The sequence below is a fragment of the Candidatus Thiodiazotropha sp. AKAK2 genome, assembly GCF_058244685.1.
The window spans coordinates 20,662-47,041 of record NZ_JBSYOP010000036.1 but is presented as its reverse complement, the minus strand read 5'-3'; the positions used below and the strand labels follow the sequence as shown (position 1 = coordinate 47,041).

Here is a 26,380-nt window from a genome sequence, read left to right as displayed (position 1 = left end):
ACTGAAATGGTACATATACAAATTTATTCATCGACAATTTTTTGTTAGCTATCAGAATGATAGGCGCCATAGTAGTGTTATCTCCACTGATGGTTATTTGCGAGATTTCGCCTATTGTGAAGTAAAAAAATCCTTTGTCTGAACTCACAAAATATGGGTGCAAAGATGCAATGTAGTGTGTTGATTGCTAACACTCGTTTAGTGTCGGAGTTTTTTACACTCTAGTGATGGTTTGTTTAAATTTGATTTAATTTAGTAGTTAAATTCCTATTTTTATGTGGTGTTGCCTGTAAATACAGTGAGTTATAAATAGTGGCAGCATATTTGCTAGTATCTGGATATCGAACAATCGTTATTATAGGTACTCACAGAATGAATCGATCTCAAATAGTTGCTGCAGTTTGTCTGCTAACTGTTAGTGGGTTTGCTCACAGTAATTTGATTGTGAACGGTGGTTTTGAGTCACCCGGTATTACCAGTGGCTGGACCTATGGAGCGGATCCCACAGGGGGTTGGCAGGGTGACAATATTGAAGTCTGGGCCTCCGGCTTTCTGGGTGTTGATTCTTACGAAGGCAGCCAGCATGGTGAACTGAATGCCCATGCCTACGATGGAACCGCCTGGAGTATTTACCAGTCTTTCGATTCCGAATTGTCTAACGTGTATGACATCAGCTTCGCCTATCGTGCCAGACGGAATAGCTCGGAAGCCTTTCGGGTCACTTTGGAAGATGACAGCGGCACTATCCTGGATCAGCTCGTTGATGACCATGTGACCGGCCAATGGAACTTCTTTGCGGATAGCTTTTTGGGTACTGGTAGTGAAATTACATTGACCTTTACCTCAATCACCCCGACGGCAGGCACTGTAGGCAATTTCCTCGATGCGGTTGCAGTGACGAAAAAAGTGCCTGAGCCTTCGACTTTGGCGCTGTTTGGTGTCGGTTTGGCTGGATTGGCCTACAGATCCCGTCGGCGCAAGCAAGCTTAACCAAAACTCCTTAGCTACGGTTTTGGAAATCCAGCTTCTCCCGAAGCTGGATTTTTTTTGCAAGCTACGGTGGCAAGGATATACAACAGACTAAGTGTATTTGGCCCCCAGAGTTAACTATCTTTTAGTTATTATTTAAGTTTGTTAAAAAACCGTGATAGGAATCTCCAACAAGGTTATCGATAAGCCTGAGGACGTATGGGGAGGGTGGATGTTTGATGCTAGCCCTACTGACTCAAGAGAGTCAGCCCGTGAGCTATTCTTCAAGTCTGATTTACGGGAAAATGACACTGTCTAACATTCAGTGTCAACCATCAAAAGAATAAGAAACGGTTCTTGTGGTGTAAGTACTTTCTCTAAATGTGGTGAAATATGAGTAAGCCGGTAATTATCCTTTGGAGTATTTTAAGTTTTATCGTATCGGGAATATACGTCTTTTACGGCTTGATGATGTTGCAGGTTGAACAGTTACCAACACTACCATTAATTTCCGCTACAATGGCATTTGGCTATGGATTAATAACAATTTATTTATTGTCGCTAGCTTGGACAAAAACTGATAAAAGCGTAGTGCAAATGACGAAGTATATAGCTGTAACTATGTTCGTTGCACAGATTGTTCTTACTCTTGATGTTGGGATGATAAGTGGTTTTGAGTGGCTTGGTATTCTGATTGTATCGCTAATGGTAGGGATAAATTGGATCTCAATTAAAAGTGTTACAGAATACCATAACCAGGTTTAACAACGATCTCTTGCCGACTATCTATCTGTGGCTTTATAAGAACCTTAGATCGAGAATTCCACCTCTTATCGATTGCTAAGCTGAATAAAGGAGTTAAATCAATTAAATGCATTTCTGGGTTTTCGGCTATTGAACTGCTCACACAAAGATAAGTACTGCTGAGTGCTGCTTGGCATCGATGTTCTCGCTCGGGTGATGTCTGCGATCAGTTCAACTCCCTGTTCCAGCATGTAACGGGCATCGAATTCATCCAAAATGTCATTTCCGGTTTTTGATTCTGCTTGTTCTGCTGTGTGGCGTGTTATTGCTTCTCCAGCTACGACGAACTCTACCCAAGCGTCAAAAATATCGGGATCGGTTCTGAGAATCTCACACTTTCTTCGCGCCATACAGGCATAGTGTCTGATCATCGATTCCATCTCCTGAAGTCCGTGGTTGTTCCGCAGGCATCCGACCATGTGTTCGGCGACTTCATCGATATTCTGCATGGTGAGTGCTATCTTCACATAGCGGGATTGGTAGAAATCCTCGATCGACATAACGAAGGCTTTAAAAGGTTCACCCCATAACTCATCGATTCCTGCATCGCCATTTCGATGGCGGGCCAGCTTGCCGAGCTCCAGTGCCTCCTGCAGGCACTCTCCGCAGGTGCGCATCAACTCATTATCGGGTTTTATATGAACACCACAGGCTTCAAGTTCGACCAGTTGCTTAAAGATATCCGCTGCGCGATTGAACAGAGCACCTGCCAACATTGCGCCTCTTACCCGCTTCTTCCTGGGGTCTGATTCAATCTCGTAATCGGTTCGAACCTTGTCAAGCAGGCGTCCAGGGATATTGATTCCATGCTCCATATGGTTGAATAAACGGCGGGTGAGGGATTGAATCAGCAGTTTTTTGTCAGACAGGTTGTCCACCGGTGCATGGTAGCGCTTGATCCAATAGCCGTCGTAGAAAATTCGCTCCACCCCGTCGATGACTTTCATAGTGCCGTTTTCTGGAATCTCGTCATTCATGTTGATCGCTATTTATTTTTTCAATCAGATGATATCCACCAAGTGAGTGACAACATAATAGATTATTTTAGTAGGATTTGTTGATTCAGATATGAATGACTAATATTGAGAGATAAAGGCTCGGGGGAATAGGTGATATGAGATCTTTTTCGTTACCTGCATTTTTAAGCGCTATGATCACGATCTGCTTTAACACACAGGTCGTTGCGGAGCCTGTCAATCAGTTGGTTTTGGCGTCCGAGATCAACTGGGAACAGTTAAATCCTGCCCGTGGAGACAAAAGCCCTCAAGCGGGAACACTCTGGGGAGACCGGAAAGGGAGTGTGCCAACTGGCTTTCTTGCCAAGTTTGTGGATGGATTCTCGTCGCCGCCTCACATTCATAACGTCACCTACAGAGCTGTGGTCATAAGTGGAACAATCCATAACGATGATCCTGATGCGGCGGATATGTGGATGCCTGCCGGTTCCTTCTGGACTCAGCCAAAAGGTGAGGTGCACATCACCTCAGCCAAGGGTAGTACCAATATTGCATTGGTTGAAATAGAGAGAGGGCCCTACCTGGTCCTGCCGGTTGAGAAGGCATTTGACGCTGGGGAGAGGCCGATTAATGTGGTTGCGTCGAATATCGTTTGGGTTGATCCCAAAGGGGGTGCGCTCTCCTCTGACGGACCTAAGGTTGCCTATCTTTGGGGTAGCCTGAAAGCGGGTCAGGCCAATGGTACTTATGTTAAATTACCAGCTGGATTTGAAGGCAGTATAAAAAGCAGTGGATCACTATTTCGCGCCGTTGTGATAAAGGGTGTTGCTCAATATCGGGTTAGTGAAGCTGAGCTAAAACACCTGCTTCCAGGTAGTTATTTCGGCTCCAAGGGAGCTTCGACACATCAACTCTCAACCACGGCGGGTGAAGAGAGCCTCATTTATATACATACAAACGGTAAGTACGAAATTGTTCCGAAGTAGTGTCTATCGGGCGAACAGGTCTATCTTAACTCTTTAATCAGTCATAAGGTAAAGGGCTGTATTGGTATCTATGTCCACACAGCTGTCCCGTTAACTTCGAAGCTTATGTAGTTAACTGATGAATTGTCTTTAGCTTCTCTTGCAGATTGGGCGTTGAGTCATAAAAAAACTCGTGCAGCAGGGGATCAAAGCTGCTGTCTTTCACTCACATGAAACGCTTCGCGTACACCCTCTCCCCAACCCCTCTCCCGTAAAGGGAGAGGGGCTTTAAGATCTGTGTGGGTTAGACTGAAAGTTAGTGGCGCCGCAATGAAATGTCCACGTTGTTTACCGTTACGAATAAAGGCTACCGCCTGTTTTTTGTGCATGATGGCTGTGATCGACTTTTGGATGTTGATTGTCCGCGCACTCTATTACAGCAGCCACTCCAATCACTTTCAGTAAATGGGCATCCAGACCCAAATTTACATTCATGAAAGGATGCCTAACGAGGTTTAACGCTGGTAGAGCGCTTCCAATTCAGCAACCCCAAGTTTGTGGCTATTGAGCATGTAACCTACCAATGCGGCCGAACTTTCAGGTGAAATTTCCAGTTGTTTCACATCCAAAGCAAATACTCTGAATTGGTAACGGTGAGCCTTGTCACCCTTTGGTGGGCAGGCGCCGCCAAACCCCGCTGAACCATAATCGGTGCGGTGCTGGACCATGCCGGGCACACCGTACTCAGATCTGGGATTGCCTGTGCCCGACGGCAGCTCCTTTACTTTTAGTGGTATGTTGTAGGCGATCCAGTGCCACCAGCCACTACCGGTAGGGGCGTCCGGGTCATAGGCCGTAACGGCAAAGCTTTTCGTGCCTTTCGGTGCGTTGTGCCAAGTTAGTTGAGGCGAGGTGTTTCCACCATTACAGCCGAAACCTTGATATTCCTGAGCTTTGGGCATTGGTTTACCGGCTTCGATGTCGGTGCTGGTGAGCTCAAAACCCTGTGCCAATGGAGATAATGTTAAGGTCATGGCTGCTATAAGCAGTTTGTATGAAGGCATGGAGGTCTCCTGCAAGCGTAAAATAACAGTTATTATCAGTCAGTCGGACAGCTACTGGATATCGCAGACATTGATATCCATTGATGCGTGGGCCTTTTTCCGGCTTACGCGACTGCCAGTAACGTCAAAAAATTAACTGACACTATCAGGATAGGGATCTTGTGCGGGCAGATTCGCCTCAAGCGCTCGATTTCTGCTCTTCATCGCTCACACGGGTCTTTTTCAGCTCTATGGGAGAGAGGCCGAAGCGACGTTTGAATCGTTCACTGAAACGGGAGTGGGAGCTATAGCCTACAGCTTCGGCAATCTGACCCACTGGCCAGAAGGTCTCCTGGAGGAGGGCGAGGGCGGCCACCATACGGCTCTCTTCCAGCACCTCTCGGAAGCCAATCCCTTCTTCGCTGAGACGTCGGCGCAGTGTTGATTCGCCGATGCCAAGCCGGCGACAGACCTCTCCGGCACTCCAATCCCGTGCAGGATCAAGCGTAATAAGTTGGGCAACCCGTGCGTGCCAACTGGCCTCACGGTCGAGCAGGAGATTGCCGGCAACACCGGTGCGTGCCAGTAACATCAGGATCTCGACCTGACGGTGTCTGGCCAGGGTAGGATCAACCGGGTGGCGGATACACCATTCAACCCATTGGGCCATGGCGGCTACCAGGTCCATGGGTGCTGATACATTCCATAATGGTTGGGTATCAGCTGGAATTTCCGAGCCATAACTGCGCCTGAATTGTGCAATGCTCTCCTGGGAAAATGCCATGGCAAGGCCGAGATAGGGTCTTCCCTGATGATCGGGGTGGTTGCCGACTTCTACGCTAGCGCCACCGGGGAGCAGCAACAGCTCGCCAGGTAGGACCTCAATCCGTCGTTCACCCAAGGCAATGATCTTGCGCCCGCTTACCACCAACACGATGAGGGGCTGGTGAATGGGGACATTGCGTAGAGCCTGTGCCTGTCTGCAGTGAAAAACACCTACACCGCCGAGTGGGGTGTGTTGCGAATCAGCGTCGAGGTGGTTTAACAGAGTGTCGCGAATACCCCCCAGAAGTCGACGAGCCGGCTGACTGGGCTCTGTGATACGGGGATCTGCCGTGGATGATGATCCAGCTGAATTCCGGTGATGACTCAAGTAATCTTGAAGCTGATCTTGATTCTGCTTGTGTTCAGGCTGTCCGGACATCATGTCTCCTATCAAGCTAACCCGGAATGGCTTGTTGATCTGTAGCAAAGTATGACAGTAAATCGGCTACAGAATAACTGTTATTAAACATGATTTATTCTGCCAGCATGGCGACATAGACAAAATCTCCCAATCAACGTCGCATTACGGCGAACAATCAGGTAGAAGAGCCAAAGTCCGATTGTGGTTTGATCGGCATCTGAAGCCGTGCTGAGGTTGTATATTCTGTTTGATCGCCAGGGTGTCAACAATGATAGATTGAGGTGGTTAAAAACTGGCGTCATCAGAGTCTCCCACTTTGATTGCGTTTCTGTCCACCAGCGCCACTGTGATCTGACAGTCGACATAGTTCAATTTACGATCTGTGTATTTCATTCTCACGATCAAAAATCGATCAGTCACACAGAATTGTCGAACTTTGGGTTATTCCATTGCTAACGATACGATTTCCAGATTATGCATATTCAGGTGTGTGGAAGCCGGCATACACAAAATACATTTAAGTCAGTTATCTTTGTATCGTATTCGATCACTTTTAAAACCAACCACTACAAGCGTGATGAAACTGGAGCAAACGTTATCCACAGAATGCGCTAAATTAGGTTTACGTAGAGGTCGAGGATAGTGATCCATGAGCAAAAACCCGGTAACCATCTATTATGGCGAGTCACTCGGTCGGTATGGGTTTGGCGATGGGCATCCCTTCGGCCCTGACCGGATCGAGGCGTTCTGGCAGGAGACAGTGAAACGAGGTCTGGATAAGCAGGTAACCATCGCAACGCCTCAACAGTGTGATGACACACCACTACTTGCCTTCCATACAGAGAGTTACATTAATCTTGTAAAACGACAATCTGCCGCAGGTGGAGGCTATCTGGATCAGGGTGATACCCCTGCGTTTGCTGGGGTATATGAGGCTGCCACCACGGTGGTTGGGTCGGTATTGGCTGGTATGAATCAGATGCTTTCCGGGGATCACCCCAAGGTGTTTGTACCGATCGCCGGGCTGCATCATGCCAAGCGTGATTCCGCTGCAGGCTTCTGTGTCTTCAATGATGCGGGTGTGATGATCGAGAATCTGCGCCTGACCCAGGGAATCAGTCGTATCGCCTATGTGGATATCGATGCCCACCATGGCGATGGCGTCTTCTACGCATTCGAGTCCGACCCGGATCTGATCTTTGCCGATATTCATGAGGATGGTCGCTTTCTCTATCCTGGTACCGGTGCTGTTGAGGAGAGAGGCAAAGGGGCGGGGAAAGGGCGTAAACTCAACCTGCCGCTCCCGCCATTGGCGGATGATGAGATGTTCCACAAGGTTTGGCCGATGGTTGAGGAGTTTGTTCGACAGGCCAAACCTGAACTGATCATTCTTCAGGCAGGTGCGGATAGCGTTGAAGGGGATCCCATCACTCACATGGCTTTTACACCGGCTGCCCACGCCCATGCAGCAGCCAGTTTAAGTCGACTCGCCAATGAGTTTTGCCAAGGGCGCTTTATCGCTTTGGGTGGGGGAGGCTACAATCGGACCAATCTTGCGCTGGCCTGGAACGATGTGGTCAACGCGATGGTGGAGTCGGGTTAACAGTTAACTATCATTTCATAGGATCAGATTTGGGCTTACTCTCGGAACCCGGGGTCCATGAACAATAATATTTCATCCGCATTGCTGGCAATAATCTCTGTATGAGTATTACATCTCCCTCCAAAGTCAATCTTGGGCTTTTTCCTACACCCATCACCAAGCTCAGTCGTCTCAGTTCACTTCTGAACGGCCCGGAAATATTCAAGAAGCGGGATGACCTGAGCGGTTTGGCGCTCGGAGGCAATAAAACTCGAAAACTTGAGTATCTGTTTTACGATGCGATAAGCAAGGGTTGCGATACTGTGGTAACGGCTGGCGCTGCACAGTCAAACCACTGTCGGCAAACGGCTGCCGCAGCCGCTCTACTGCATAAGGCGTGTCATCTAGTACTTGGTGGCGAACCACCCGACACGGCAAACGGCAATCTTATGCTGGATAAGCTGTTTGGTTCCCGTGTGCATTGGCGTGGCGCTCATCGCAAAGGTGAGGATATTCCTGAGATTGTTGAAGCGTTGAAGAGAGAGGGCAGCCAACCCTACATGATTCCCTATGGTGGCTCGAATGAAATTGGCGCTTATGGTTTTGTCCACGCCATGGCGGAACTGGAGATGCAGTTGGATACTTCGGCAATCACCCACATCGTTTTTGCTTCGAGCTCCGGTGGCACGCATGCCGGTATGATGCTGGGCAGGGTTTTGTTGCATAAGGCGTATCGTTTGATCGGCATCAACATCGACAAAGGTGAAAACAACACGATCCCTTTCGATGATTTCATTATCGATCTGGCAAACAGAACCAGTCTCTCTATCAACAGTAACCACCGTTTCACGACTCAAGATCTGATCCTCAACGGGGATTATGTCGGAGAGGGATATGGGGTAATTGGTGAACTGGAAAGAGAGGCGATCTCTTTGATGGCTGAAAATGAAGCCATTCTGCTCGATCCGGTCTATACAGGCAGGGCGATGGGTGGTTTGATCGATATGATCCGTGGCGGTGAATTCAGCAAAACAGATAAAGTCCTTTTTTGGCATACCGGCGGGATTCCTGCACTGTTCGCCTATGCAGACTCCCTTTAGGCCGGGGTCGATTGTCTGATAATCCGGATCAGGCTGTGTAGAGCTGGGAAGCCACCAGGTAGGAGGCAAACAGCAGCCAGGAGAGTGTGAGCAGTACCCAGGGCAGCTTATTGGGCGATTGCGGCAGAGCGTTGCTGTTATTAGCTTGCTCGGTTGTTTCAGCATCGGGCTGTTTACTGCGTTGTTCCTTCTTGCGGCGTTTGTCCATCTCCCTGAGCTTGGCCTTGTGCTGCTTTTTGTACTGATCTATGCCTTTCTGGATACCCATAGCGATCAGTTTGGTTTGTTCCTTGGTCTGACCTGGGCGCTGAGTGGCACGGGCGATCTGCATGGCTTCAGTTACAGTCTCTTGGGAGGGGGTCTGGTTGTTTTTGCTTTTGGCCATCTGTGTTTATCAATTGATTATGGTCGTGACATTATCGCGAATTTTTGGATTTTTTAGAATCTCAAATGACGTTATACGATTTTGTGTTAGGTCAAGTTTTTTATCGATTCGGTAAACCGGCTTTATAACGGTGAGGCAGCGGTAGTAAGTTGATATGGAATATCGAACAGTGAGAAGTTGTAGGGCTTGTTAACGACAGGCCAGTAATCCCTTAAAGGTAGAATCTATGGCAATATAGGAACGGATTTCATTGTATAGCTTAAGTAAGGAAAGATAAATGATAGGGAGGAGTTGGGGGCTTATCCTCAATTTGATCCCACTTATGGTTATCCGGTCAGCTACTATTTCGACAAAACAGATAACAGTTGTGATGGAGAATCGTTGTTGATCAGAGATTTTCAGTAGCATTCATAGGTGGTTTGGATCTTCAAGCAGTTGAGTGGAGGTCTTTTTTACAGACATTCAACAGAAGATATTCTCATCAGACCCTATTTGGTGGGGCATAGCCCCACCCTACACCCTGAAATCCATGGTAGGGTGGGGCCATGCCCCACCAAATAGGGTCTGAGTAAGCACCATTCAGGGTTGTTTTTTATGGCCTTGTGCAGATTATGAATCTTTGATCGTCAGTCACTGCCCTGGCTTATACCTTGCAAAATTAAGTGCTAGATTGCTTTCAGCTAGATGAAACGTATTTATTCCGGACACTAGGGCCTATTGGATTCTTGTTAACAGGCCCTAGTGGGCTGGTGCCGGGATGACCTAGGCAGAATGAATCCCTTTCTCCTTTCTGAAGTCTGCTTGAAATACTCGTTAACTCCTATCTTCAATCTTCATAAGCAGCTGTTTTTACAGACTGGTCCGTAAATTGCAGAGTTCTTGTCAAAGTCGACCAAGTGAAGATTTCAAGACAGGAGCCAAACCATGGATCGCATGCTTTACGTCGCGATGAGCGGTGCCAAAGAGACGCTGATGGCACAGGCGAGCAACTCCAACAATCTGGCCAATGTGAACACCCCGGGATTCATGGAAGATCTCAACCAGTTCCGCAGTATGCCTGTGTTTGGGCCCGGTTACCCCACCCGGGTCTACGCCCTGGACGAGCGCCCTGACATCAATTTCCACAAGGGCAGCCTGCAGACCACCGGCAATCCCCTGGATGTGGCGATCAATGGCGAGGGCTATTTTGCTGTACAGGCCCCGGATGGCTCCGAGGCCTATACTCGCCGTGGCGATCTCAAAGTGGATGCCAATGGCCTGGTGACGAACGGCGAAGGTTTGCCGGTGATCGGCAATGGTGGACCGCTTGCCTTGCCGCCCATGGAGCGTCTCGAGATCGCGCCGGACGGCACCATCACGATTCTCCCCGAAGGCGCCACCCCGGAAGCACTGGCCATCGTTGACCGGGTCAAGATGGTCAATCCACCACGGGACGCGCTCTACAAAGGCGAAGATGGTCTGTTGCGCATGAAAGAGGGGGGTGAGGCGGACGCGGATGCCGCTACCCAGCTGGTTTCAGGCAGCATCGAGAGCAGCAACGTAAATGTGGCTGACGCTCTCGTAAACATGATTGAGCTTTCGCGCAAATTCGAGCTGCAGGTGAAGATGATGAAAAACGCCGAAGAGATGGATAAGGCATCGGCCAGCCTGATGAATATGAGCTGATGTTGGCAGGCAATTTGCACAATACCTATTAAACAGTAACGCAACGAGGAAGAGACTATGTACCCGGCACTGTGGATCGCTAAAACCGGATTGGATGCTCAGCAGACCAACATGTCTGTGATCTCCAACAATCTCTCCAATGTAAATACCACCGGCTTCAAGCGTGATAGGGCCGTGTTCAATGATCTGATCTACCAGAACCTGCGTCAGGTAGGTGCTCAATCCTCTGAGAATACCGAGCTGCCATCGGGTCTGATGGTCGGCACCGGTGTGCGGGTGGTGGCGACTCAGAAAGAGCACAGCCAGGGCAATATCGTACAGACCGGCAACTCCCTCGATGTGGCGGTTCAGGGTAAAGGCTATTTCCAGGTACTGCATCCGGACGGCAATATCGTCTATACCCGTGACGGTACCTTCAGTCTTACGGCAGACGGCAATATCGTCACCCCCAACGGCTATGAACTGCAGCCGGCGATGACCGTACCCAGCAACGCCACCAGCCTGACCGTCGGTTCAGACGGTGTGGTCTCGGCACTGGTTTCCGGTAACAGTACCCCGACCCAGATCGGTCAGGTTGAACTGGGCTACTTCGTCAATCCCCAGGGTCTGGAGCCGATTGGCGACAACCTGTTCCGTGAGACCAATGCCAGCGGTGGGGTGAACACGGCGATCCCCGGAAATGACAGTACCGGTACCTTGATTCAGGGGGCGTTGGAGAGCTCGAATGTGAATGTGGTTGAAGAGCTGGTGAATATGATCGAGACACAGCGGGCCTACGAGATGAACTCGAAAGCAATCTCCACTACGGACGAGATGCTCTCCTACGTCAATCAGCAACTTTAACGGGATAACGGGGTGATGGGCAGACTACACAAAATCTCCTGGTTGGGTTTGATGATGTTGGCGATGGTCGGTTGCCAGAGCAGCGCCCCTGTGCGTGATGCCGCCTATGCGCCGATCCGTCCAGTGCTGCCGCCACCGGCGCCTACCGGCAACGGCTCCATCTATCAGTCGGGTTACGAGAATGCCTGGTTTGAAGATCAGCGCGCCCGTCGGGTTGGCGATCTGTTGACCGTGCAGCTGGTTGAAAGCACCCAGGCGAATAAATCCGCCTCTACCTCAACATCGAAGAGTTCAAACAACAGCCTGACCAGCCCGACGTTGTTCGGTCAGGCGATGGAGTTCAATGTGCCCGGATTCGTGCCCATCGCCAACAACAAGGATGTCAACCTGGGATTCGATCTGGCCTCCGAGAATGATTTCAGCGGTGACGGCAGCGCCTCCCAGAGCAACGCTCTGAGCGGCAGTATCACTGTCTCGGTGATTGAAGTGCTGCCCAACCGTAATCTCTACGTGCGTGGTGAAAAGCGTATCGGAATCAATCAGGGTACCGAGTATGTTCGGCTCTCCGGCATTGTGCGGCCCAGTGACATCTCCCCCACCAATACCGTCGTCTCGACTCGTATTGCCGATCCGACCATTACCTATAAAGGTGAAGGTGCGTTGGCGGATGCCAACTCCATGGGTTGGCTCTCCCGGTTCTTCAACAGTGTGCTCTCTCCCTTCTGAGGTATCTGAGATGAAAGCTCTTGTGAAACGCTTCTTACTGGTTCTGGCCGTCATGATGATGACTGCACAACCCCTGTTGGCTGAGCGCATCAAAGATCTGGCGTCGATCCAGGGGGTACGTAACAACCAGTTGATCGGCTACGGTCTGGTGGTGGGGCTGAACGGGACCGGCGATAAGGATACCGATTCACCCTATACCATCAACAGCCTGAAAAACCTGCTCTCCCAGTTGGGGGTGCAGATCCCTGAAGGGGTCAACATCAAACCAAAGAATGTGGCGGCGGTAATCGTGCATGGCGATCTGCCCCCATTCAGCAAAGTCGGCCAGAAACTCGATATCACCGTCTCCTCTCTGGGTAATGCCAAAAGCCTGCGCGGCGGCACCCTGTTGATGACTCCATTGAAAGGTGCCGACGGCAACAACTACGCCCTGGCCCAGGGTAACCTGGTGGTGGGTGGTCTGAGTGCGGAAGGTCAGGACGGTTCCAAGCTGACCGTGAATATTCCCAGTGCCGGGCGGATACCGAACGGTGCGACGGTGGAGCGGGAAGTCCCCAACAGTTTCAACAAGGCGCCGTTGCTGACCCTGAATCTGAATGATGGTGACTTTACCACCGCAATGCGGGTCGCCGAGTCGATCAACCTGACCATCGGCCCGGGTACCGCCAAGGCGGTGGATTCCACCTCCATCCGGGTCAATGCGCCGATCGATCCGGGCCAGAAGGTCACCTTCATCTCCATGCTCGAAGAGCTTGAAGTCAAACCCGGTGTCGCCTCGGCCAAGGTGATTGTCAACTCCAGGACCGGTACCGTGGTGATCAACAATCAGGTTCGGGTCTATCCCGCAGCGGTATCCCATGGCAACCTGGTGGTCAGCATCAGCGAGGATCCGGCGGTTTCCCAGCCGGCGCCGTTCTCCCGCGGTGGTAACACCGAAGTGGTTCCCCAAAGCCAGATCACTGTGACCGAAGAGGGGCAGAACCATATGTTTCTCTTCAATCCCGGTGCTTCACTTGATGAGGTAGTGCGTGCCGTCAATCAGGTGGGCGCCGCTCCCAGTGATCTGGTGGCTATTCTTGAGGCGTTGAAAGAGGCCGGCGCTCTGCGCGCAGAGTTGCTGGTAATCTGATGAACAACGTCTCTCCCTCCCTCTATCACGATTTTTCCGGACTGGCTGAGCTGAAACACCAGGCCCGGGCGGATCAGGGGGCAACCGCTGAAAAGGCGGCCCGGCAGTTCGAGTCTGTATTCATCCAGATGATGGTCAAGCAGATGCGTCAGGCCAGCTTTGGCGGCGGGGTGTTCGACAGCAAGCAGACTCGTTTTGCCCAGGATATGTATGACCAGCAGCTGGCGGTCCATCTGGCGGAGAAACAGGGGCTGGGTATGACCCCCATGCTGCGCCGTCAACTGGGTGGCGAGACCCAGGTAGCGGCACCAGAGCTCTCCGGCCTGGACAGCTACTGGAACAACCCGGCCACTCTGGCCCGCCGGCATGTGACCAATAAGCCGCCGGCTGACGCGGCTGAGCCAAACCTGCAGGCAACAGCGAAGATCGAATCTCCCGAGAGCTTTATCTCAACCCTCTGGTCATCGGCTGAAGCGGCTGCTACGGAATTGGGTCTACCCACAGAGGCTCTACTGGCCCAGGCGGCTCTGGAGACAGGTTGGGGCAGTCATATGATCTCTGCTGCCAATGGCAACAACAGCCATAATCTGTTCGGCATCAAAGCGGACCAGCGCTGGGATGGGGAGCGGATACGTAACGAGACCCTGGAGTATCAGGAAGATGTGGCGGTTCGCCGACGCGAATATTTCCGCAGCTATGACTCCTTCGATTCGAGTTTCCAGGACTATGTGGCCTTTCTCAAACAGAATCCAAGATATCGCGAAGCCCTCGACAGCACCCAGGATACGGCTGCCTATTTCCAGGCGCTGCAGGATGCGGGCTACGCCACCGACCCCAAATACGCGGAGAAGATCCTGCGGGTGATGGAGGGGCCGGAAATGCAGGCGGCGCTGGACCATGTCAAGAGTTCAGCCAGTCAGCCGATATAGCGAAATAGGAGGCGAGTAAGGTGAGTTTACAGTCCATAGGTGTCTCCGGCTTGGTCGCCACTCGGCTGGCTCTGGATACCACCGGTCACAACATTGCCAATGTGAATACGGATGGCTATAGCCGTCAGCGGATCGATTTTGCCACCCGTTTGCCGAGCCAGAGTGCCGTGGGTTTTATCGGCAGTGGTGTCGATGCCTCCGAAGTTCGTCGTCAATACGATGATTTTATTGCCGGCCAGATGCGCGCCAGCTCCTCGGTGGCCTCCGAGCTACAGGCCTATTTCGAAGGGGCCAAGCAGTTGGATGATCTGGTGGCCAATGCGGATGCCGGATTGCAGCCGGTGATTCAGAACTATTTCGATGCGCTGCAGGGGATGGCGGATGATCCAGCCTCGATCCCGGCGCGTCAGCTGGTCCTCACCGAGGCGGCCGCACTGGCCGACCGGTTCCAATATTTCGATCAGCAGTTCGACAGCATGCGTAACCAGATCAATAATCAGATCGGTTACAACATCGGTCAGATCAATCGCATAGCCGAAGGGATTGCCGAGATCAACGCCGATATCAAGATGGCCTATGGCAGTACCCCCAATGATCTGCTGGACAAGCGGGATCAACTGGTCAATGAACTGGCGGAGCTGGTCGATATTCAGGTTCTGGAACAGACCGATGGCGCCTTCAATGTATTCATCGGAAAGGGGCAGCCCCTGGTCATGGATACCGATGCGGCGACTTTGGGCACCCAACCTTCAACCATGGATCCAAGTCATCTGGAGATCACCTTCAACTATACCTTCGGAACCCAGGTGGTTACCGATCAGATGAGTGGTGGTGAGATCGGTGGCATGCTCCGATTCCGCGATGAGATTCTCGATCCGACTCAGAACCGGGTAGGCCTGGTTGCCCTGGGTATCGCCGAAGAGATCAACAACCAGAATCAACTGGGTCTCGATCTTGAAGGGCTGACCGGAACGGCCATGTTCGGCATGGGAACGGTTGACGTCTTTCCACGGCCCGGCAATGGCAGTTCCATCACCGCCACGATCAATGATGTGAGCAGCCTCACCGGCGACGGCTATGAGTTGAGTTATGACGGGGTTGATTTCACCCTGCGCAATATGAACAGCGGTGCGACCCAAGTGCTGGCCGCCGGACTGAATACGGTCGATGGTGTTGATATCGATATCAATGCGGTTGGCGCGACCCCCGGGGATACCTTCATCATCCAGCCGACCCGCAACGCGGCGCAGAGTTTCAATCTGCTGTTCGATGATGTTCAGCGTCTGGCTGCCGCCTCGCCACTCAGAGTTGCACCGGCGGTGGATGCCAACGGCAATCCACTGAATACGGGTAATGCCGGCATCACCCAACCTGCCAATACCAGCATGACCGGCCTGCCTCTGGCCAGTGGCTCCATCCAGCTGGTCTATGATGACCAGGGTGGCCCGACCAGTGGCTTCGAGGTCTACTACCCCGGCTCGGTTCCTGGTGTGGATCCATTCGACGATTTCATCACCTATGATGATCTGAATACCGCAACGGTTGCCGGTACTCAGGTGCCTGGCGCCACTTTCCCCTTGTACGGTGATATCAGTTTTACCATCTCGGGCGTGCCGGACGATGGCGATACCTTCATCATTGGCAACAATACCAGTGGCACCAGCGACAACCGCAATGCCTTGGGTCTGGTCAGTGTGCAGAACCAGAGCGTACTGCTGGGTGGCACCTCCACCATCGATGAGAGTTATGTCTCGATGGTCTCCGATGTGGGTTCAAAGACCCGCCATGCGGAACTCAATCTCTCCGCCCAGGAGAGTCTGTTGACCCGCACCAAAGAGGCCATGGCCGAGGTCTCTGGCGTCAATCTGGATGAGGAGGCCGGTAAGTTGATTCAGTATCAACAGGCCTACCAGGCGTCGGCACAGGTAATTTCAGTGGCCAGTACCCTATTTGACACACTGCTGGGTGCAGTTGGGAGATAATCTATGGAACGCGTCTCAACTTCCATACTATTCAGTCGCGGCATAAACAGCATGCTGGAGCGCCAATCCGCTCTGAGTCGCGCACAGTTGCAGATCTCCTCCGGCAAACGCATATTGAGCCCGAGGGATGATCCGCCTGCGGCCGCCCAGGCGCTGAATCTGAAGACCTCGATTACCCAGGTGGAGCAGTATCAGGCCAATGCAGACCGGGCCAGGGCCCGGCTGGATCTGCAGGAGGCAACCCTCGCCGGCGTGGAAGATATCATGCCCAGAGTGCTGGAACTCACCCTGCAGGGACAGAGTGATACCTACTCTGCGGAACAGAGAATCGCCATCGCCCAGGAGCTGAGGCAGCTGAACGATGAGCTGATGGCCCTGGCCAACACCCAGGACAGTGACGGCGAGTTTATTTTCGCCGGCTACAATGCGGATTCGATTCCTTTCACCAATCCGGCTGACGGGGTGTTTGCCTACTCCGGGGATATGGGTGTCAGAACCATCCAGATCTCCGCCACCCGGCAGATTCAGGACCGGGAGAACGGCTACGATGTGTTTATGAATCTGACCACCAGCGCCGGTGGCCAGCGCAACCTGTTCGAGACGGTGCATGGGATTATTGCCGGCCTTGAGGCCGATGCACCCAATGCGGCCTTTATCGATGACATCCATGCCGCCCATGAGCAGATCGGCGCTGTACGCGCCCGGGGCGGGGCAAGACTCAACTCCATCGAGGATCAGGGCCGGGTCAATGAGGATTTCATCTTCACCATGCAGAGCTCCCTCTCGGAGATCGAGGATATCGATCTGGCCGAGGCGGTGAGTCGCTTTGAGCAGGAGATGCTGGCGCTTCAGGCGGCGCAGCAATCCTTCAATATGGTGCAGAGCCTGTCGCTGTTCAACTATCTCTGATCGCTTTTTTCGCCAAAGGGTGCTTCTCACTGCGAACTGAGCAAGGTACCGGGGTAATTCTGTGCCTTGCGTTTAACTTCTTCTGCCGATTCGTGCTCTAGTGTACCTCGTCATAGATTCTGTACCATTCAGAGCCACCCCAATACGCCAGATCAAGGCGTGGCTTGCGGCTAGCCCCTTGCCGATTTGCTGAATGGTACAGAATCTATGACGAGGTACACTAGGTCTGAAATCCAGCCTTTTCATCAATCAGAAATTGGGTTTTTTGATTGACAAATAAATGATAATGATTATCATTTACATAGAATGTAATTATGTAGATGAGAGAAGGCCTATGCAGCAGATTGATCCCAAACCGGATACTAAACAAGCCGACACACCCATCTCTATTCCACGTCTAAGCAGTGAGTCTCTGCTACAAGGCCAGAGTCGATTGGTGATTGTGCACAATGGAGATGAGTATATTCTGCGTATTACCCGTCAGGGTAAGTTGCTATTGACTAAATGACAGCATTTTAAGGTTCACGCCAGCCGCGGGTATTGTTTGTGCCCACCAGCCAGCCAGATTCCTTCCAATAAACTTAAGGAGATTGGCATGGCATTAATGAAATCAGAAACCATATCCCAGCTTTTTCAACAGATGGAGCCTGAGTTAATCGAATCCCGAATCGGATTTCTGATCTGGCGTTACCAGGTCTCCCGTTCAAAGAAAATGGCGCGTGCCATCGTAACTCACATTGAAGCGCTCTGTAGCCATCCTGAATCAATTGAGTCAGGCGGAGTCGTCTGTGCTTATCGCCGCACACTTCAGATGTGGCGTGTACTTGCGGATGGCAACCCGGCCGCAGTCGAGGGGTGATGGTCTGATGTGTCTGAGTGATGAAAATCAATCGCCGTCGATGCAAAAGCCTCGAATCTTCAAACAGTTTGCTAAGCCGCAACGCCGTAAGCTCTGGGAACTTGAAGATCGCCTGCACTGTCCGGTGATCGGTACTTGCCTGACGATAGAAGATTTAAAGCGGGTGATACGCCAAGCCGGTGTTGTGATGGAGGTGAAGTCGAGTGACTTTGATTATCACGTGACTCTGGCCCATGCGGCGGGGGAGAAGAGTCGGGTTACCAGGAATCTGCAAAAATTACTCGATAAACGCTATCAGCGGCATCTGAAAAAGCTATCCAGGGTAAGCTGCGAGCAGGAGCTTGCAGCACACTGGGAACAGGCTCTGGCAGATGATGAAATCCCCGGCATGCTCTGGGCAGTCATCACACATCCACTGATGAGCAAGCCACTCTCCGATCGGGTCTATGGTGAAGTCCATATGCTTTCACACCTGTCGGGAAGGTCCCATCGCAAAGCCCTGGCCCGTATCCCCCTGCTGGAGGCTGAAAACGATGAGCTAAGCACCACCCTGAAAAAGCAACGGGCAATCCATGATCTGCACTTGGTGGAACGGGATGAAAGAATAGCAGCCTTGGAATCTCAGGTAACCAAACTACGCCAGGATCTCGTTACCAATCGGGAGGTCGAACTTACACCGGATAATCAGACCCTTGAATCACGTCATGAGCGTCTGCAATCCCGAAACGAGTGGCTGACACAGAACCTTGCCACCACTCGCCAGGCACTGGATGAACAGAGTGCACAGCACTCGGCACTGAATGAACTGTTGCTGGAAACCCGCGAGCAGTTGAAGCAAAGTGAGCACAATCTTGCTCAACTGGTGCAACACTTAAACGGCAACCCTCAGCCGACTAAAACGGTGCCGAATCTGAGCGGTCGTAAGGTGGTTTATATTGGCGGTCGCCGATCCCTGGCGCCCCACCTGAGATCTGTGGTGGAGGGGTGTTGCGGCAGTTTTATCCATCATGACGGTGGTGTGGAAGATAGCCGTGCCAATCTGGATAAAAAAGTGACCGGTGCCGATGTGGTTTTCTGTCCGGTTAACTGTATCAGCCACGATGCCTGCCTGAGAGTCAAACGATGCTGTAAACGCAATAATACCCAGTTTATTCCATTGCGAAGTTGCGGCGTTTCCAGCCTGTTAAACGGTTTACAGCTTGTCGCTCAGTATTAGGGCCAATTGGATTAGTGTTAACAGGCCCTAGGGCAGAACCCTCTGCCCACAGAGTTTACAGAGTCAGGTTTTTTTTAGGAGATGGCATTGTATGCCTGGCTTTTAAATCATTCACTCACCCTTCAGTTTGCGGGGCTTATCGGTTCGGAGTGCAAACCACTGATACATGGCCGGTGCTACGAGCAGTGTCAGTATCGTGGAGGTAAGCAAACCGCCAATTACTACGGCAGCCAGGGGTCTTTGCACCTCACTACCTGTGCTGCTGGCCAGCAGCAGGGGGATCAATCCCAGGGCCGTGGTTATAGCGGTCATCAATACTGGCCTCAAGCGTTGTGAAGCACCCTGCTTGCAGGCCTCTTCAATGGGGAGGCCCTGTCGTACCAGTTGGTTCAAATAGGTAACCAATACCATGCCGTTGGTCAGAGCGATACCAAACAGAGCGATGAAACCCACTGAGGCCGGTACCGACAGGTTTTCACCCAACAGCCAGAGGCTGATTACACCGCCTACCAATGCCAGAGGGATATTCAGCAGAATCAGCAGGGAGTTGCGGATTGAACCGAAGCTCATATAGAGCAGCAGAAAGATCAGACCCAGGGTAATAGGCACGACCAGTGCAAGACGTTGGTTGGCCTGCTGTGCCAGCTCGAACTGGCCTCCCCAGCTGATCAGATAACCGGGTGGTAGCTGGATATCCTGTTCGAGTCTGCGTTGTGCCTGTGCGACAAAGCTGCCGATGTCCCGGCCTACGATATTCGCCTGCACCGTGGCGAAGCGCTGGTTGTTCTCCCGGGTGATCTGTCGCGGGCCAATCAGGGTCTTGATGGATGCCAATTGCCCAAGTGGCAACCTTTCACCTGTGGGTGCAGTCACCAACAACCTGGCGACATCCTCCACAGTGCGGCGCTGCTCTTCCTGGTAACGAACATAGATATCGAAGCGGCGAACCCCATCGAATACCTGACCAGCGGTGACGCCTCCAATCGCGGCGCGAATGGTCTCCTGGACATCGACCAGATTGATACCGTAGCGGGCCAGGGCTTCTCGTTTGGGACGGATCAGCAGTTGCGGTGAGCCGATGAGCTGTTCGGTCTGCACATCTTCGGCACCGGGAATCGTCAGCAGTAGAGCAGCAATTTCATCTGCATACCGTTTGAGGATTTGCAGGTCATCACCATAGAGTTTGACGGCCAGCTCAGCCTTCACCCCACCCACCAGTTCATCGACAGTGAGTTGGATCGGTTGGGTCAGGTTGACCAGGATGCCGGGCAGCCCCGACAGTCGGTGGCGCAGTTCTGCTTCAATCGCCGCCTGATCGATATCCGGCCGCCAGGCTTCAATCGGCTTGAGCACCACCAGTGCATGAACCGTGTTGATTGGGTCTGCGTGGGCACCCACTTCGCCGCGGCCGATACGACTCACCACCGATTCGACTTCCGGAATCTGCATCATCCGCCGCTCCGCGATCATGGTCAGCCGTTTGGTTTCCTGCAGGGAGATTGATGGCGCCATGGTCAGGTTGACGATCAGATCACCCTCATTCAGCCTGGGGGTGAACTCCATACCCAGTTGTGTGAAGACACGTGCTCCGGTCAGTAGCAGGATCAGGGAGAGCGCTACAGCGAACCAGCGGTTGCGCAGGAAAAAGTGTAGTAGCGGTTGGTAGAAGTAGAGCAGCGTTCGCACAATAATCGGTTCCCCCCTCTGTCTGCGGTCATCCTGAGTCGTATGCTGTTGCTGCCAGGATTTGCGCCGGCGCATCAACAGTTCGGAAAATACTGGTGCTGCTATCAGGGCGAATATCAGTGATCCTAGCATCGCCAATGCCACGGTGTAGGCGAGTGGACGGAAAGTCTTACCCTCCACCCCTTGCAGCGTGAAAAGGGGTAGGAAAACGATTACCACGATGGTGATGGCGAACAGTATGGGTCGTGCCACCTCGCGACAGGCCCGGGCGACGGTTTGATGCCGGGACTCGTTGGGATCGGTTTTGTGCAGCAGACGATCCACGTTCTCCGCCATCACAATGGCTCCATCCACCATCATGCCAATGGCTATGGCAAGCCCGCCGAGGGACATCAGATTGGCGGATATACCGAACTGGCCCATCGCCAGAGTGGCGAACAAGACAGAGAACGGGATCGACAAGGCCACCACCAGAGAGGGTCGCAACCCCCCCATAAAGACAAGCAGTACAATGGCCACCAGGACAATCCCCTGCAACAGGGCATTTTGCACCGTAGAGACCGAGGCCCTCACCAGTTCACTCTGTTCGTAGTAGGGGACGATTCGGACTCCCTGGGGCAGTGCCTTTTGTATCTGTTCGACCTTTGCCTCTACCCGTTCAATAACCGTTGAGGCATTGGTGCCGTAGAGCTGCACCACCATGCCTGCGACCACCTCTTTCTCGCCATTGAGTGTTTGCAGGCCACGGCGGATCGCGCCACCCACCATGATGTCGGCGACATCACGCAGGTAGACCGGGCGGCCGTCATCCGTTTTCACCACAATGTTTGCCAGGTCATCCACACCATGAGCCAGACCTTCGGAGCGCACCACAAACTCTTCCGCGTTGATGCTCAGAAACTGGGCGCCCACATTGACGTTGTTCTCCTGGATACGCAGGATGATGTCGTGCAGCGACAGGTTGTAGCGCAGCAGGGCCTGGGGATCGATATTGACCTGGAACTGTTTTTCATGGCCGCCGATGCCGAGCACTTCGGTCACGCCGGGTACTGTCTGCAGCTGATATTTGACGATCCAGTCCTGCATGGTGCGTAACTCTGCCAGGCTGTATCTGTCTGAGGTGTCCTCCAGGTAGTAATAGAGGATCAGACCCATACCCGTGGCGATAGGCCCCATCTCCGGTTCACCAAAACCTTCGGGAATCTCCTCCCGCGCCTCCTGTAGACGCTCGCTCACCAGGCGGCGGGTGAAGTAGATATCCATATCATCCTCGAAGTAGATGCTCACCACAGACAGCCCGAAGTTGGAGATGCTGCGTATCTGCCGGATGCCCGGCAGTCCGGTCATGGAGACCTCCACCGGGTAGGTGACGTAACGTTCGATCTCCTCAGGCGCCAGGCCTTCGGTGATGGTGAACACCTGCACCAGGTTGGGTGAGACGTCGGGGAAGGCATCCACCGGCAGTTGGTCGTAGGAGCGATAGCCTGCCCCCATTACCAGCAACACCATGACCACCACCAGCAAGCGGTTATGCAAAGCAAAGTCGATCAGCTTTTCAATCATGAGGGAGTCCTAATGGGTGTGGCCGGCATGTTCCAGCGCAGCACGGTCAATCTCGGTCTTCAAGGCCAATACATTGTTCAACGCAAAGTGTTCGTCTTCGGCAAGGCCGTCGATAATCTCCACGACCTGGGGGGTCGAGCGGCCAGTTTTGACCTCCCTGGGTTCGAAGCCCGCTTCCGTTAGGATAAACATCAAGTGCTTGCCATCCATCTCGGTGAGGGCGGTTGCAGGTACCAGCAGGGCTGTCTCATCACCACTCACCTCGATTTCACCGGAGACAAACAAGCCAGGGCGCCAGGCTTCGTGCAGCTGCTCCACGACCACCCGGGCGGTTGCTGTCCGGGTGGTCTCATCCAGCGCAGGGCTGATAAAAGCGAGTTGTCCTTGTGCGTCGGGAATCTGTTCGCCGAAACGGATGGTTACCGGCAGTCCGCGCCTCACCAGGGGCAGGTCCCGTTGGTAGACTGTAAGGTTGATCCAGACGGATGAGAGGTCGGCGACCACAAAGGGTACATCAGCACCATCCTGTCCGATGACCTCGCCAATCGTGATATGGCGCTCGGTGACGATGCCGCTCAACGGCGCTGTCAACTGATAGGCACTGAAGCTGGTTACATCGAGCTCGGCTATCTCTGCGACCTGTTGCTTGGTGAAGCCCAGGGCATATAGGCTGTTGACAGCTTGGTTGCGGGCAATGACCGCCTCCCGGTAGAGCTGACGCGACTCATCGGCATCCCGCTTGGTGCCCACTTTTTCCGACAGCAGCCGCTTATTGCGCAGATGATTCTCCCGGGCGAGTTCAAGACGGGCTACTGCGGCCAGGTAGTCACTGCGTGTGGCAGCCAGCTCCCGGCTGGTCAGAACGGCCATCACCTGACCCGCCTCCACCTGGTCGCTGACCGATACGTTTACCTGTTGTACTCTACCGGCGACCATCGGGCTGACATGGGCGATGCGGTCGGCGTTGTAGATGACCTCTCCCGATAGATGCAATGTGCGGCTGATGTTGCCACGGGTTGCAACACCGACCTCGATGCCAAACTCTTTGATCACCTCCGGCGTTAGTTGGATCGCCTCTTCATCAGGGTGGTTATGCTCGGAGTGGTCATCCTCTCCCCCCTGCCCATGGTCGCTTTCTTCAAAGCTGTGCTGAGATGTGTGATCATGATTCTGTTCAGCATGATCATGTGGATGATCGGGCTCAGAGGCATGGTGTTGATGGTCGTGATCCTCAATCTCATGCTGATGCTCTGCATCTGAGTGCTGATCATCGATAGCCGGCTGCTCATCCGCGCGGGCCGATGACAGGAACCAGGCGCCTTGCGGTTGATTGGCAGCATAGCTGAGGCACATCACCAGGAGGCCTGAAATGGTTAGAGATTTCATACAAATTCTCCCGTTTCTGGGATCGGGAGTTGCCTGCATCTACCCGGCAGCCGGGTGGTAAAAGATCAACACCAGCAGTGCTTGATGGCACGCAGAACCTGCGGACAACGAATGGGCGGAAAACTGCCCCTGATTCAAGCGGCTGAATGATTGCAGAACAGACAACTCAATAGACACACTTGGACATCCATGAGTTGAATTTACCTAGGCAAGGTCTGATCAAGTCTGTCCAAACAATCACTGCGCAAACCGGCGCAGCAGTCCATTGGTCGGTCTCAGGATTGAGGGGGTCTCAGAGGAGGCGCTGTTGTCAGACTGACAAAAAGGTTGGGGGAAAGTCGGGTCTGCAGCATGGATTGAGTGATTTTTATAACCGGGTGGGACACATTCCTGATGCCGATCAGGTGAATGCCAAGATGGCAGCAATGATCGTCGTCATGATCGGCTTCATCATGGGCTAGTCCCGTGTCTGTCTGAGCTAGCGTATGTTGATGATCGATGGAATCCACGATATGTGTGTCATAGGCCCAGGCGGTTGAAAGCCCACCCAGGGAGAGCACGATGATGACAGCAATGAATTTCCGAACAGATGACATGGATTGGCTTGTATCGGCTGATAAGTGCTATCAGGCCCCGGTTTGTAAACAGATGAATTTATAGGTTAGACCTAAGCGGATTGTCCTGCAACAGGAACTAGGGTCTGTGAATACTAATCCAATACTCCCTGCTGGGCGCAAAAACAGCCCCAGCTCTTCGGGTTGCGCCTGAAAAAGCGCCATTCCGCGTTGCTCGTTGCTCATTTGGAACAACCAAACTACGCTCCTCGCGCCTTGATTGGCACTTTTTCAGGCACAACAGGGCGTATTGGATTAGTGTTAACAGGCCCTAAGCCGTGTCAGCAGATTGCAGAGACAGGGTTTTTATTGTCATTTCAACAATGGTGCTGAGTTCCTGTTTTGGTCTGCCTTGCCTGGCCAATACTGAAATCCCATATAAAACAGACATCAGATAGTCTGCCAGGACCTTTGGTTCAGCTGTGGTTGAAAGTCGTCCCTGACGCTGTTCCTGTTCGAACAGGGTGGTGAGAACCTGCTGGGACGCAAGCCCCATGTTTTGCAGTGACTGGGTTATCTCCTCAGGTATGCCGGTCCCACCTGCTTCACAGCTACTTTTTACATACAGGCAGCCCTTCGGGGAGCTCGTGTCGCTGACCAATTCGATGATGTTATTCATATAGTGGCGTACGCGCTGAGCCAATGGCTTTTCGTCAGGCGTGGTGAGCTGCTCGAGCAGAGGTGCAGCGTAGCGGGCCATGTAACGCTCCAATGCCGACTGAAAGAGCTGTTCCTTGTTGCCAAAGGCTGCATAGAGGCTCGGTTTGTTGATGCCCAGTTGTTCGGTCAGATCGCTGACTGAGGTACCTGAATAGCCGTTCTCCCAAAACAGGCGCATCGCCTTGTCCAGCGCTTCTGACTTATCGAATGATCTCTTCCGGCCAACACTCATTGCATGCTCTTTGGCTTTTTGCTGTTGATGCTTGACATTATGTACCGATCGGTATAGTTTTTCAATATGTACCGATCGGTACAAAATAACCCTATTATTTCGAGGTATCTATCGATGAATTCAGTAAAAGATCGGGTAGTGCTGGTGACCGGAGCCAATCGGGGTATCGGCAGGAGCATTGTGGAAGAGTTTTTCAAAGCCGGCGCAAAGAAAATCTACGCCGCTGCACGCAAAACGGAATCTCTTGGCCCGTTATCAGAAATCTATGGCGATCAATTGGTACCCCTACAGATAGATCTGCATCAGCCGGAGACCATTATCGAGGCCGCAACGGTTGCTGCTGATGTAGAGATTGTCGTCAACAATGCGGGTATGTTGAACGTAGCCAATCCCCTGGCGAGCAATGCCGTGGTGGCGCTGCAGGATGAGATGGAGGTGAATGTCTATGGCTTGATGCGCATGGCCCAGGCCTTCGCGCCAATCTTGAAAGCCAGTGGGGGCGGGGTGCTGGTGCAGCTCAATTCAGTCGCGTCGATGAAGAACTTTGCCGATTTTGCCACCTATTCAGCGTCCAAGGCGGCTGCCTACTCCATCACCCAGGGATTGCGTGATCTGTTGAAAGAGCAGGGTACCCAGGTAGTCAGCGTACACCCCGGACCGATTGCCACCGACATGGCCAACAGTGCCGGCCTGAGTGAGCTTGCCGAACCGGCTGAGCTGGTGCCCCAGTGCATCCTTGCAGCCATCGAGTCGGGCGAGTTTCATGCCTTCCCGGATACCATGGCCAAGCAGATTGGCGGTGTCTATCATGAATTTGCGAAAAATATTGTCGAGGCAGATCTGATGGCCGGTTGAATCCATCCGTCTTAATGGGCCTAAAAAAGCGGATTTATTTTGCCCGTGAGCCGGCAGTTATTGCCGGCAAAGCGGCAGGAAGTTAAAGCACAAGATCATTGCCGGTTCGTTTTGGTCGGGCTATGCTGGGTTTAAA

At 52.6% G+C, this 26,380-nt stretch carries 24 protein-coding genes; 16 read left to right on the top strand and 8 right to left on the bottom strand.

The window, feature by feature from the left end; translation table 11 throughout:
• Window positions 1–444 precede the first annotated feature (444 nt).
• Window positions 445–990: a PEP-CTERM sorting domain-containing protein gene (locus AC4IE8_RS18290; RefSeq protein WP_490791665.1), complete on the top strand. Its 546-nt coding sequence runs from the start codon at window positions 445–447 to the stop codon at window positions 988–990.
• Between the two features lie 372 nt (window positions 991–1,362).
• The gene (locus AC4IE8_RS18285; protein WP_490791664.1) at window positions 1,363–1,734 is read left to right on the top strand and encodes a hypothetical protein; all 372 of its coding nucleotides are present in this window, start codon (window positions 1,363–1,365) and stop codon (window positions 1,732–1,734) included.
• Window positions 1,735–1,832: 98 nt separating this feature from the next.
• Here the strand turns inward: AC4IE8_RS18285 and AC4IE8_RS18280 are convergent, their stop codons facing one another.
• Window positions 1,833–2,750, bottom strand: a complete 918-nt coding sequence (locus AC4IE8_RS18280; RefSeq protein ID WP_490791663.1) for a hypothetical protein — start codon at window positions 2,748–2,750, stop codon at window positions 1,833–1,835.
• A 137-nt stretch (window positions 2,751–2,887) separates the two neighbouring features.
• Between AC4IE8_RS18280 and AC4IE8_RS18275 the strand changes: the two genes are divergently transcribed.
• Window positions 2,888–3,715 (top strand): DUF4437 domain-containing protein, encoded by an 828-nt coding sequence (locus tag AC4IE8_RS18275; protein ID WP_490791662.1) that lies wholly within the window; start codon window positions 2,888–2,890, stop codon window positions 3,713–3,715.
• 494 nt (window positions 3,716–4,209) lie between these two features.
• On the opposite strand, the gene AC4IE8_RS18270 is transcribed toward AC4IE8_RS18275, so the two are convergent.
• Window positions 4,210–4,758, bottom strand: a complete 549-nt coding sequence (locus tag AC4IE8_RS18270; protein WP_068988005.1) for a YbhB/YbcL family Raf kinase inhibitor-like protein — start codon at window positions 4,756–4,758, stop codon at window positions 4,210–4,212.
• 178 nt (window positions 4,759–4,936) lie between these two features.
• Window positions 4,937–5,941: a helix-turn-helix transcriptional regulator gene (locus AC4IE8_RS18265; RefSeq protein ID WP_490791661.1), complete on the bottom strand. Its 1,005-nt coding sequence runs from the start codon at window positions 5,939–5,941 to the stop codon at window positions 4,937–4,939.
• A 631-nt stretch (window positions 5,942–6,572) separates the two neighbouring features.
• On the opposite strand from AC4IE8_RS18265, the gene AC4IE8_RS18260 reads away from it, so the two are divergent.
• Window positions 6,573–7,526 carry an acetoin utilization protein AcuC gene (locus AC4IE8_RS18260; protein WP_490791660.1) on the top strand — a complete coding sequence of 318 codons (954 nt, stop codon included), beginning with the start codon at window positions 6,573–6,575 and terminating at the stop codon, window positions 7,524–7,526.
• A 101-nt stretch (window positions 7,527–7,627) separates the two neighbouring features.
• Window positions 7,628–8,605 carry a D-cysteine desulfhydrase family protein gene (locus AC4IE8_RS18255; RefSeq protein ID WP_490791659.1) on the top strand — a complete coding sequence of 326 codons (978 nt, stop codon included), beginning with the start codon at window positions 7,628–7,630 and terminating at the stop codon, window positions 8,603–8,605.
• A gap of 28 nt (window positions 8,606–8,633) precedes the next feature.
• On the opposite strand, the gene AC4IE8_RS18250 is transcribed toward AC4IE8_RS18255, so the two are convergent.
• Window positions 8,634–8,990, bottom strand: a complete 357-nt coding sequence (locus AC4IE8_RS18250; RefSeq protein WP_490791658.1) for a DUF2956 domain-containing protein — start codon at window positions 8,988–8,990, stop codon at window positions 8,634–8,636.
• Between the two features lie 924 nt (window positions 8,991–9,914).
• Between AC4IE8_RS18250 and flgF the strand changes: the two genes are divergently transcribed.
• The 10 genes from flgF to AC4IE8_RS18200 all read left to right on the top strand — a co-directional run bounded on the left by flgF (window position 9,915) and on the right by AC4IE8_RS18200 (window position 19,248).
• Window positions 9,915–10,655 (top strand): flagellar basal-body rod protein FlgF, encoded by a 741-nt coding sequence (flgF, locus tag AC4IE8_RS18245; protein WP_068988010.1) that lies wholly within the window; start codon window positions 9,915–9,917, stop codon window positions 10,653–10,655.
• A gap of 57 nt (window positions 10,656–10,712) precedes the next feature.
• Window positions 10,713–11,498: a flagellar basal-body rod protein FlgG gene (flgG, locus tag AC4IE8_RS18240; RefSeq protein WP_068988011.1), complete on the top strand. Its 786-nt coding sequence runs from the start codon at window positions 10,713–10,715 to the stop codon at window positions 11,496–11,498.
• A 12-nt stretch (window positions 11,499–11,510) separates the two neighbouring features.
• Complete coding sequence (gene flgH, locus AC4IE8_RS18235; protein ID WP_490791657.1) at window positions 11,511–12,224, top strand: flagellar basal body L-ring protein FlgH; 714 nt, start codon at window positions 11,511–11,513, stop codon at window positions 12,222–12,224.
• 52 nt (window positions 12,225–12,276) lie between these two features.
• The gene (locus AC4IE8_RS18230) at window positions 12,277–13,353 is read left to right on the top strand and encodes a flagellar basal body P-ring protein FlgI (protein WP_490791781.1); all 1,077 of its coding nucleotides are present in this window, start codon (window positions 12,277–12,279) and stop codon (window positions 13,351–13,353) included.
• Entirely contained in the window at window positions 13,353–14,282 is a 930-nt protein-coding gene (gene flgJ, locus AC4IE8_RS18225; protein WP_068988014.1) for a flagellar assembly peptidoglycan hydrolase FlgJ, read from the top strand. The genes AC4IE8_RS18230 and flgJ overlap by 1 nt, the downstream gene beginning before the upstream one ends.
• A 20-nt stretch (window positions 14,283–14,302) precedes the next feature.
• On the top strand, window positions 14,303–16,264 hold the full coding sequence (gene flgK, locus AC4IE8_RS18220) for a flagellar hook-associated protein FlgK (protein ID WP_490791656.1): 1,962 nt from the start codon (window positions 14,303–14,305) through the stop codon (window positions 16,262–16,264).
• Window positions 16,265–16,267: 3 nt separating this feature from the next.
• Window positions 16,268–17,173, top strand: coding sequence for a flagellar hook-associated protein FlgL (gene flgL / locus AC4IE8_RS18215; RefSeq protein WP_068988016.1), 906 nt, complete (start codon window positions 16,268–16,270; stop codon window positions 17,171–17,173).
• A gap of 334 nt (window positions 17,174–17,507) precedes the next feature.
• Window positions 17,508–17,681 carry a hemin uptake protein HemP gene (gene hemP / locus AC4IE8_RS18210; RefSeq protein WP_490791655.1) on the top strand — a complete coding sequence of 58 codons (174 nt, stop codon included), beginning with the start codon at window positions 17,508–17,510 and terminating at the stop codon, window positions 17,679–17,681.
• A gap of 87 nt (window positions 17,682–17,768) precedes the next feature.
• The gene (locus tag AC4IE8_RS18205; RefSeq protein WP_490791654.1) at window positions 17,769–18,032 is read left to right on the top strand and encodes an ATP dependent RNA helicase; all 264 of its coding nucleotides are present in this window, start codon (window positions 17,769–17,771) and stop codon (window positions 18,030–18,032) included.
• Window positions 18,004–19,248, top strand: a complete 1,245-nt coding sequence (locus tag AC4IE8_RS18200) for a DUF2325 domain-containing protein (RefSeq protein WP_490791653.1) — start codon at window positions 18,004–18,006, stop codon at window positions 19,246–19,248. Before AC4IE8_RS18205 ends, AC4IE8_RS18200 begins: the two co-directional genes overlap by 29 nt.
• A gap of 111 nt (window positions 19,249–19,359) precedes the next feature.
• On the opposite strand, the gene AC4IE8_RS18195 is transcribed toward AC4IE8_RS18200, so the two are convergent.
• The 4 genes from AC4IE8_RS18195 to AC4IE8_RS18180 form a co-directional block, all read right to left on the bottom strand.
• Window positions 19,360–22,497, bottom strand: coding sequence for an efflux RND transporter permease subunit (locus AC4IE8_RS18195; protein WP_490791652.1), 3,138 nt, complete (start codon window positions 22,495–22,497; stop codon window positions 19,360–19,362).
• A gap of 9 nt (window positions 22,498–22,506) precedes the next feature.
• On the bottom strand, window positions 22,507–23,883 hold the full coding sequence (locus AC4IE8_RS18190; RefSeq protein WP_490791651.1) for an efflux RND transporter periplasmic adaptor subunit: 1,377 nt from the start codon (window positions 23,881–23,883) through the stop codon (window positions 22,507–22,509).
• Between the two features lie 275 nt (window positions 23,884–24,158).
• Complete coding sequence (locus AC4IE8_RS18185; protein WP_490791650.1) at window positions 24,159–24,479, bottom strand: hypothetical protein; 321 nt, start codon at window positions 24,477–24,479, stop codon at window positions 24,159–24,161.
• Between the two features lie 289 nt (window positions 24,480–24,768).
• Window positions 24,769–25,389, bottom strand: a complete 621-nt coding sequence (locus AC4IE8_RS18180; RefSeq protein WP_068988021.1) for a TetR/AcrR family transcriptional regulator — start codon at window positions 25,387–25,389, stop codon at window positions 24,769–24,771.
• Between the two features lie 114 nt (window positions 25,390–25,503).
• On the opposite strand from AC4IE8_RS18180, the gene AC4IE8_RS18175 reads away from it, so the two are divergent.
• Entirely contained in the window at window positions 25,504–26,244 is a 741-nt protein-coding gene (locus AC4IE8_RS18175; protein ID WP_068988022.1) for an SDR family oxidoreductase, read from the top strand.
• Window positions 26,245–26,380 lie beyond the last annotated feature (136 nt).

Excerpts from the sequence above, each read along its gene's own strand:
- AC4IE8_RS18285 (WP_490791664.1), top strand. The coding sequence starts at position 1,363 with ATGAGTAAGCCGGTAATTATCCTTTGGAGTATTTTAAGTTTTATCGTA.
- AC4IE8_RS18280 (WP_490791663.1), bottom strand. The coding sequence starts at position 2,750 with ATGAATGACGAGATTCCAGAAAACGGCACTATGAAAGTCATCGACGGG.
- AC4IE8_RS18275 (WP_490791662.1), top strand. The coding sequence starts at position 2,888 with ATGAGATCTTTTTCGTTACCTGCATTTTTAAGCGCTATGATCACGATC.
- AC4IE8_RS18270 (WP_068988005.1), bottom strand. The coding sequence starts at position 4,758 with ATGCCTTCATACAAACTGCTTATAGCAGCCATGACCTTAACATTATCT.
- AC4IE8_RS18265 (WP_490791661.1), bottom strand. The coding sequence starts at position 5,941 with ATGTCCGGACAGCCTGAACACAAGCAGAATCAAGATCAGCTTCAAGAT.
- AC4IE8_RS18260 (WP_490791660.1), top strand. The coding sequence starts at position 6,573 with ATGAGCAAAAACCCGGTAACCATCTATTATGGCGAGTCACTCGGTCGG.
- AC4IE8_RS18255 (WP_490791659.1), top strand. The coding sequence starts at position 7,628 with ATGAGTATTACATCTCCCTCCAAAGTCAATCTTGGGCTTTTTCCTACA.
- AC4IE8_RS18250 (WP_490791658.1), bottom strand. The coding sequence starts at position 8,990 with ATGGCCAAAAGCAAAAACAACCAGACCCCCTCCCAAGAGACTGTAACT.
- flgF (WP_068988010.1), top strand. The coding sequence starts at position 9,915 with ATGGATCGCATGCTTTACGTCGCGATGAGCGGTGCCAAAGAGACGCTG.
- flgG (WP_068988011.1), top strand. The coding sequence starts at position 10,713 with ATGTACCCGGCACTGTGGATCGCTAAAACCGGATTGGATGCTCAGCAG.
- AC4IE8_RS18230 (WP_490791781.1), top strand. The coding sequence starts at position 12,277 with ATGATGATGACTGCACAACCCCTGTTGGCTGAGCGCATCAAAGATCTG.
- flgJ (WP_068988014.1), top strand. The coding sequence starts at position 13,353 with ATGAACAACGTCTCTCCCTCCCTCTATCACGATTTTTCCGGACTGGCT.
- flgL (WP_068988016.1), top strand. The coding sequence starts at position 16,268 with ATGGAACGCGTCTCAACTTCCATACTATTCAGTCGCGGCATAAACAGC.
- hemP (WP_490791655.1), top strand. The coding sequence starts at position 17,508 with ATGCAGCAGATTGATCCCAAACCGGATACTAAACAAGCCGACACACCC.
- AC4IE8_RS18205 (WP_490791654.1), top strand. The coding sequence starts at position 17,769 with ATGGCATTAATGAAATCAGAAACCATATCCCAGCTTTTTCAACAGATG.
- AC4IE8_RS18200 (WP_490791653.1), top strand. The coding sequence starts at position 18,004 with ATGGCAACCCGGCCGCAGTCGAGGGGTGATGGTCTGATGTGTCTGAGT.
- AC4IE8_RS18195 (WP_490791652.1), bottom strand. The coding sequence starts at position 22,497 with ATGATTGAAAAGCTGATCGACTTTGCTTTGCATAACCGCTTGCTGGTG.
- AC4IE8_RS18190 (WP_490791651.1), bottom strand. The coding sequence starts at position 23,883 with ATGAAATCTCTAACCATTTCAGGCCTCCTGGTGATGTGCCTCAGCTAT.
- AC4IE8_RS18185 (WP_490791650.1), bottom strand. The coding sequence starts at position 24,479 with ATGTCATCTGTTCGGAAATTCATTGCTGTCATCATCGTGCTCTCCCTG.
- AC4IE8_RS18180 (WP_068988021.1), bottom strand. The coding sequence starts at position 25,389 with ATGAGTGTTGGCCGGAAGAGATCATTCGATAAGTCAGAAGCGCTGGAC.
- AC4IE8_RS18175 (WP_068988022.1), top strand. The coding sequence starts at position 25,504 with ATGAATTCAGTAAAAGATCGGGTAGTGCTGGTGACCGGAGCCAATCGG.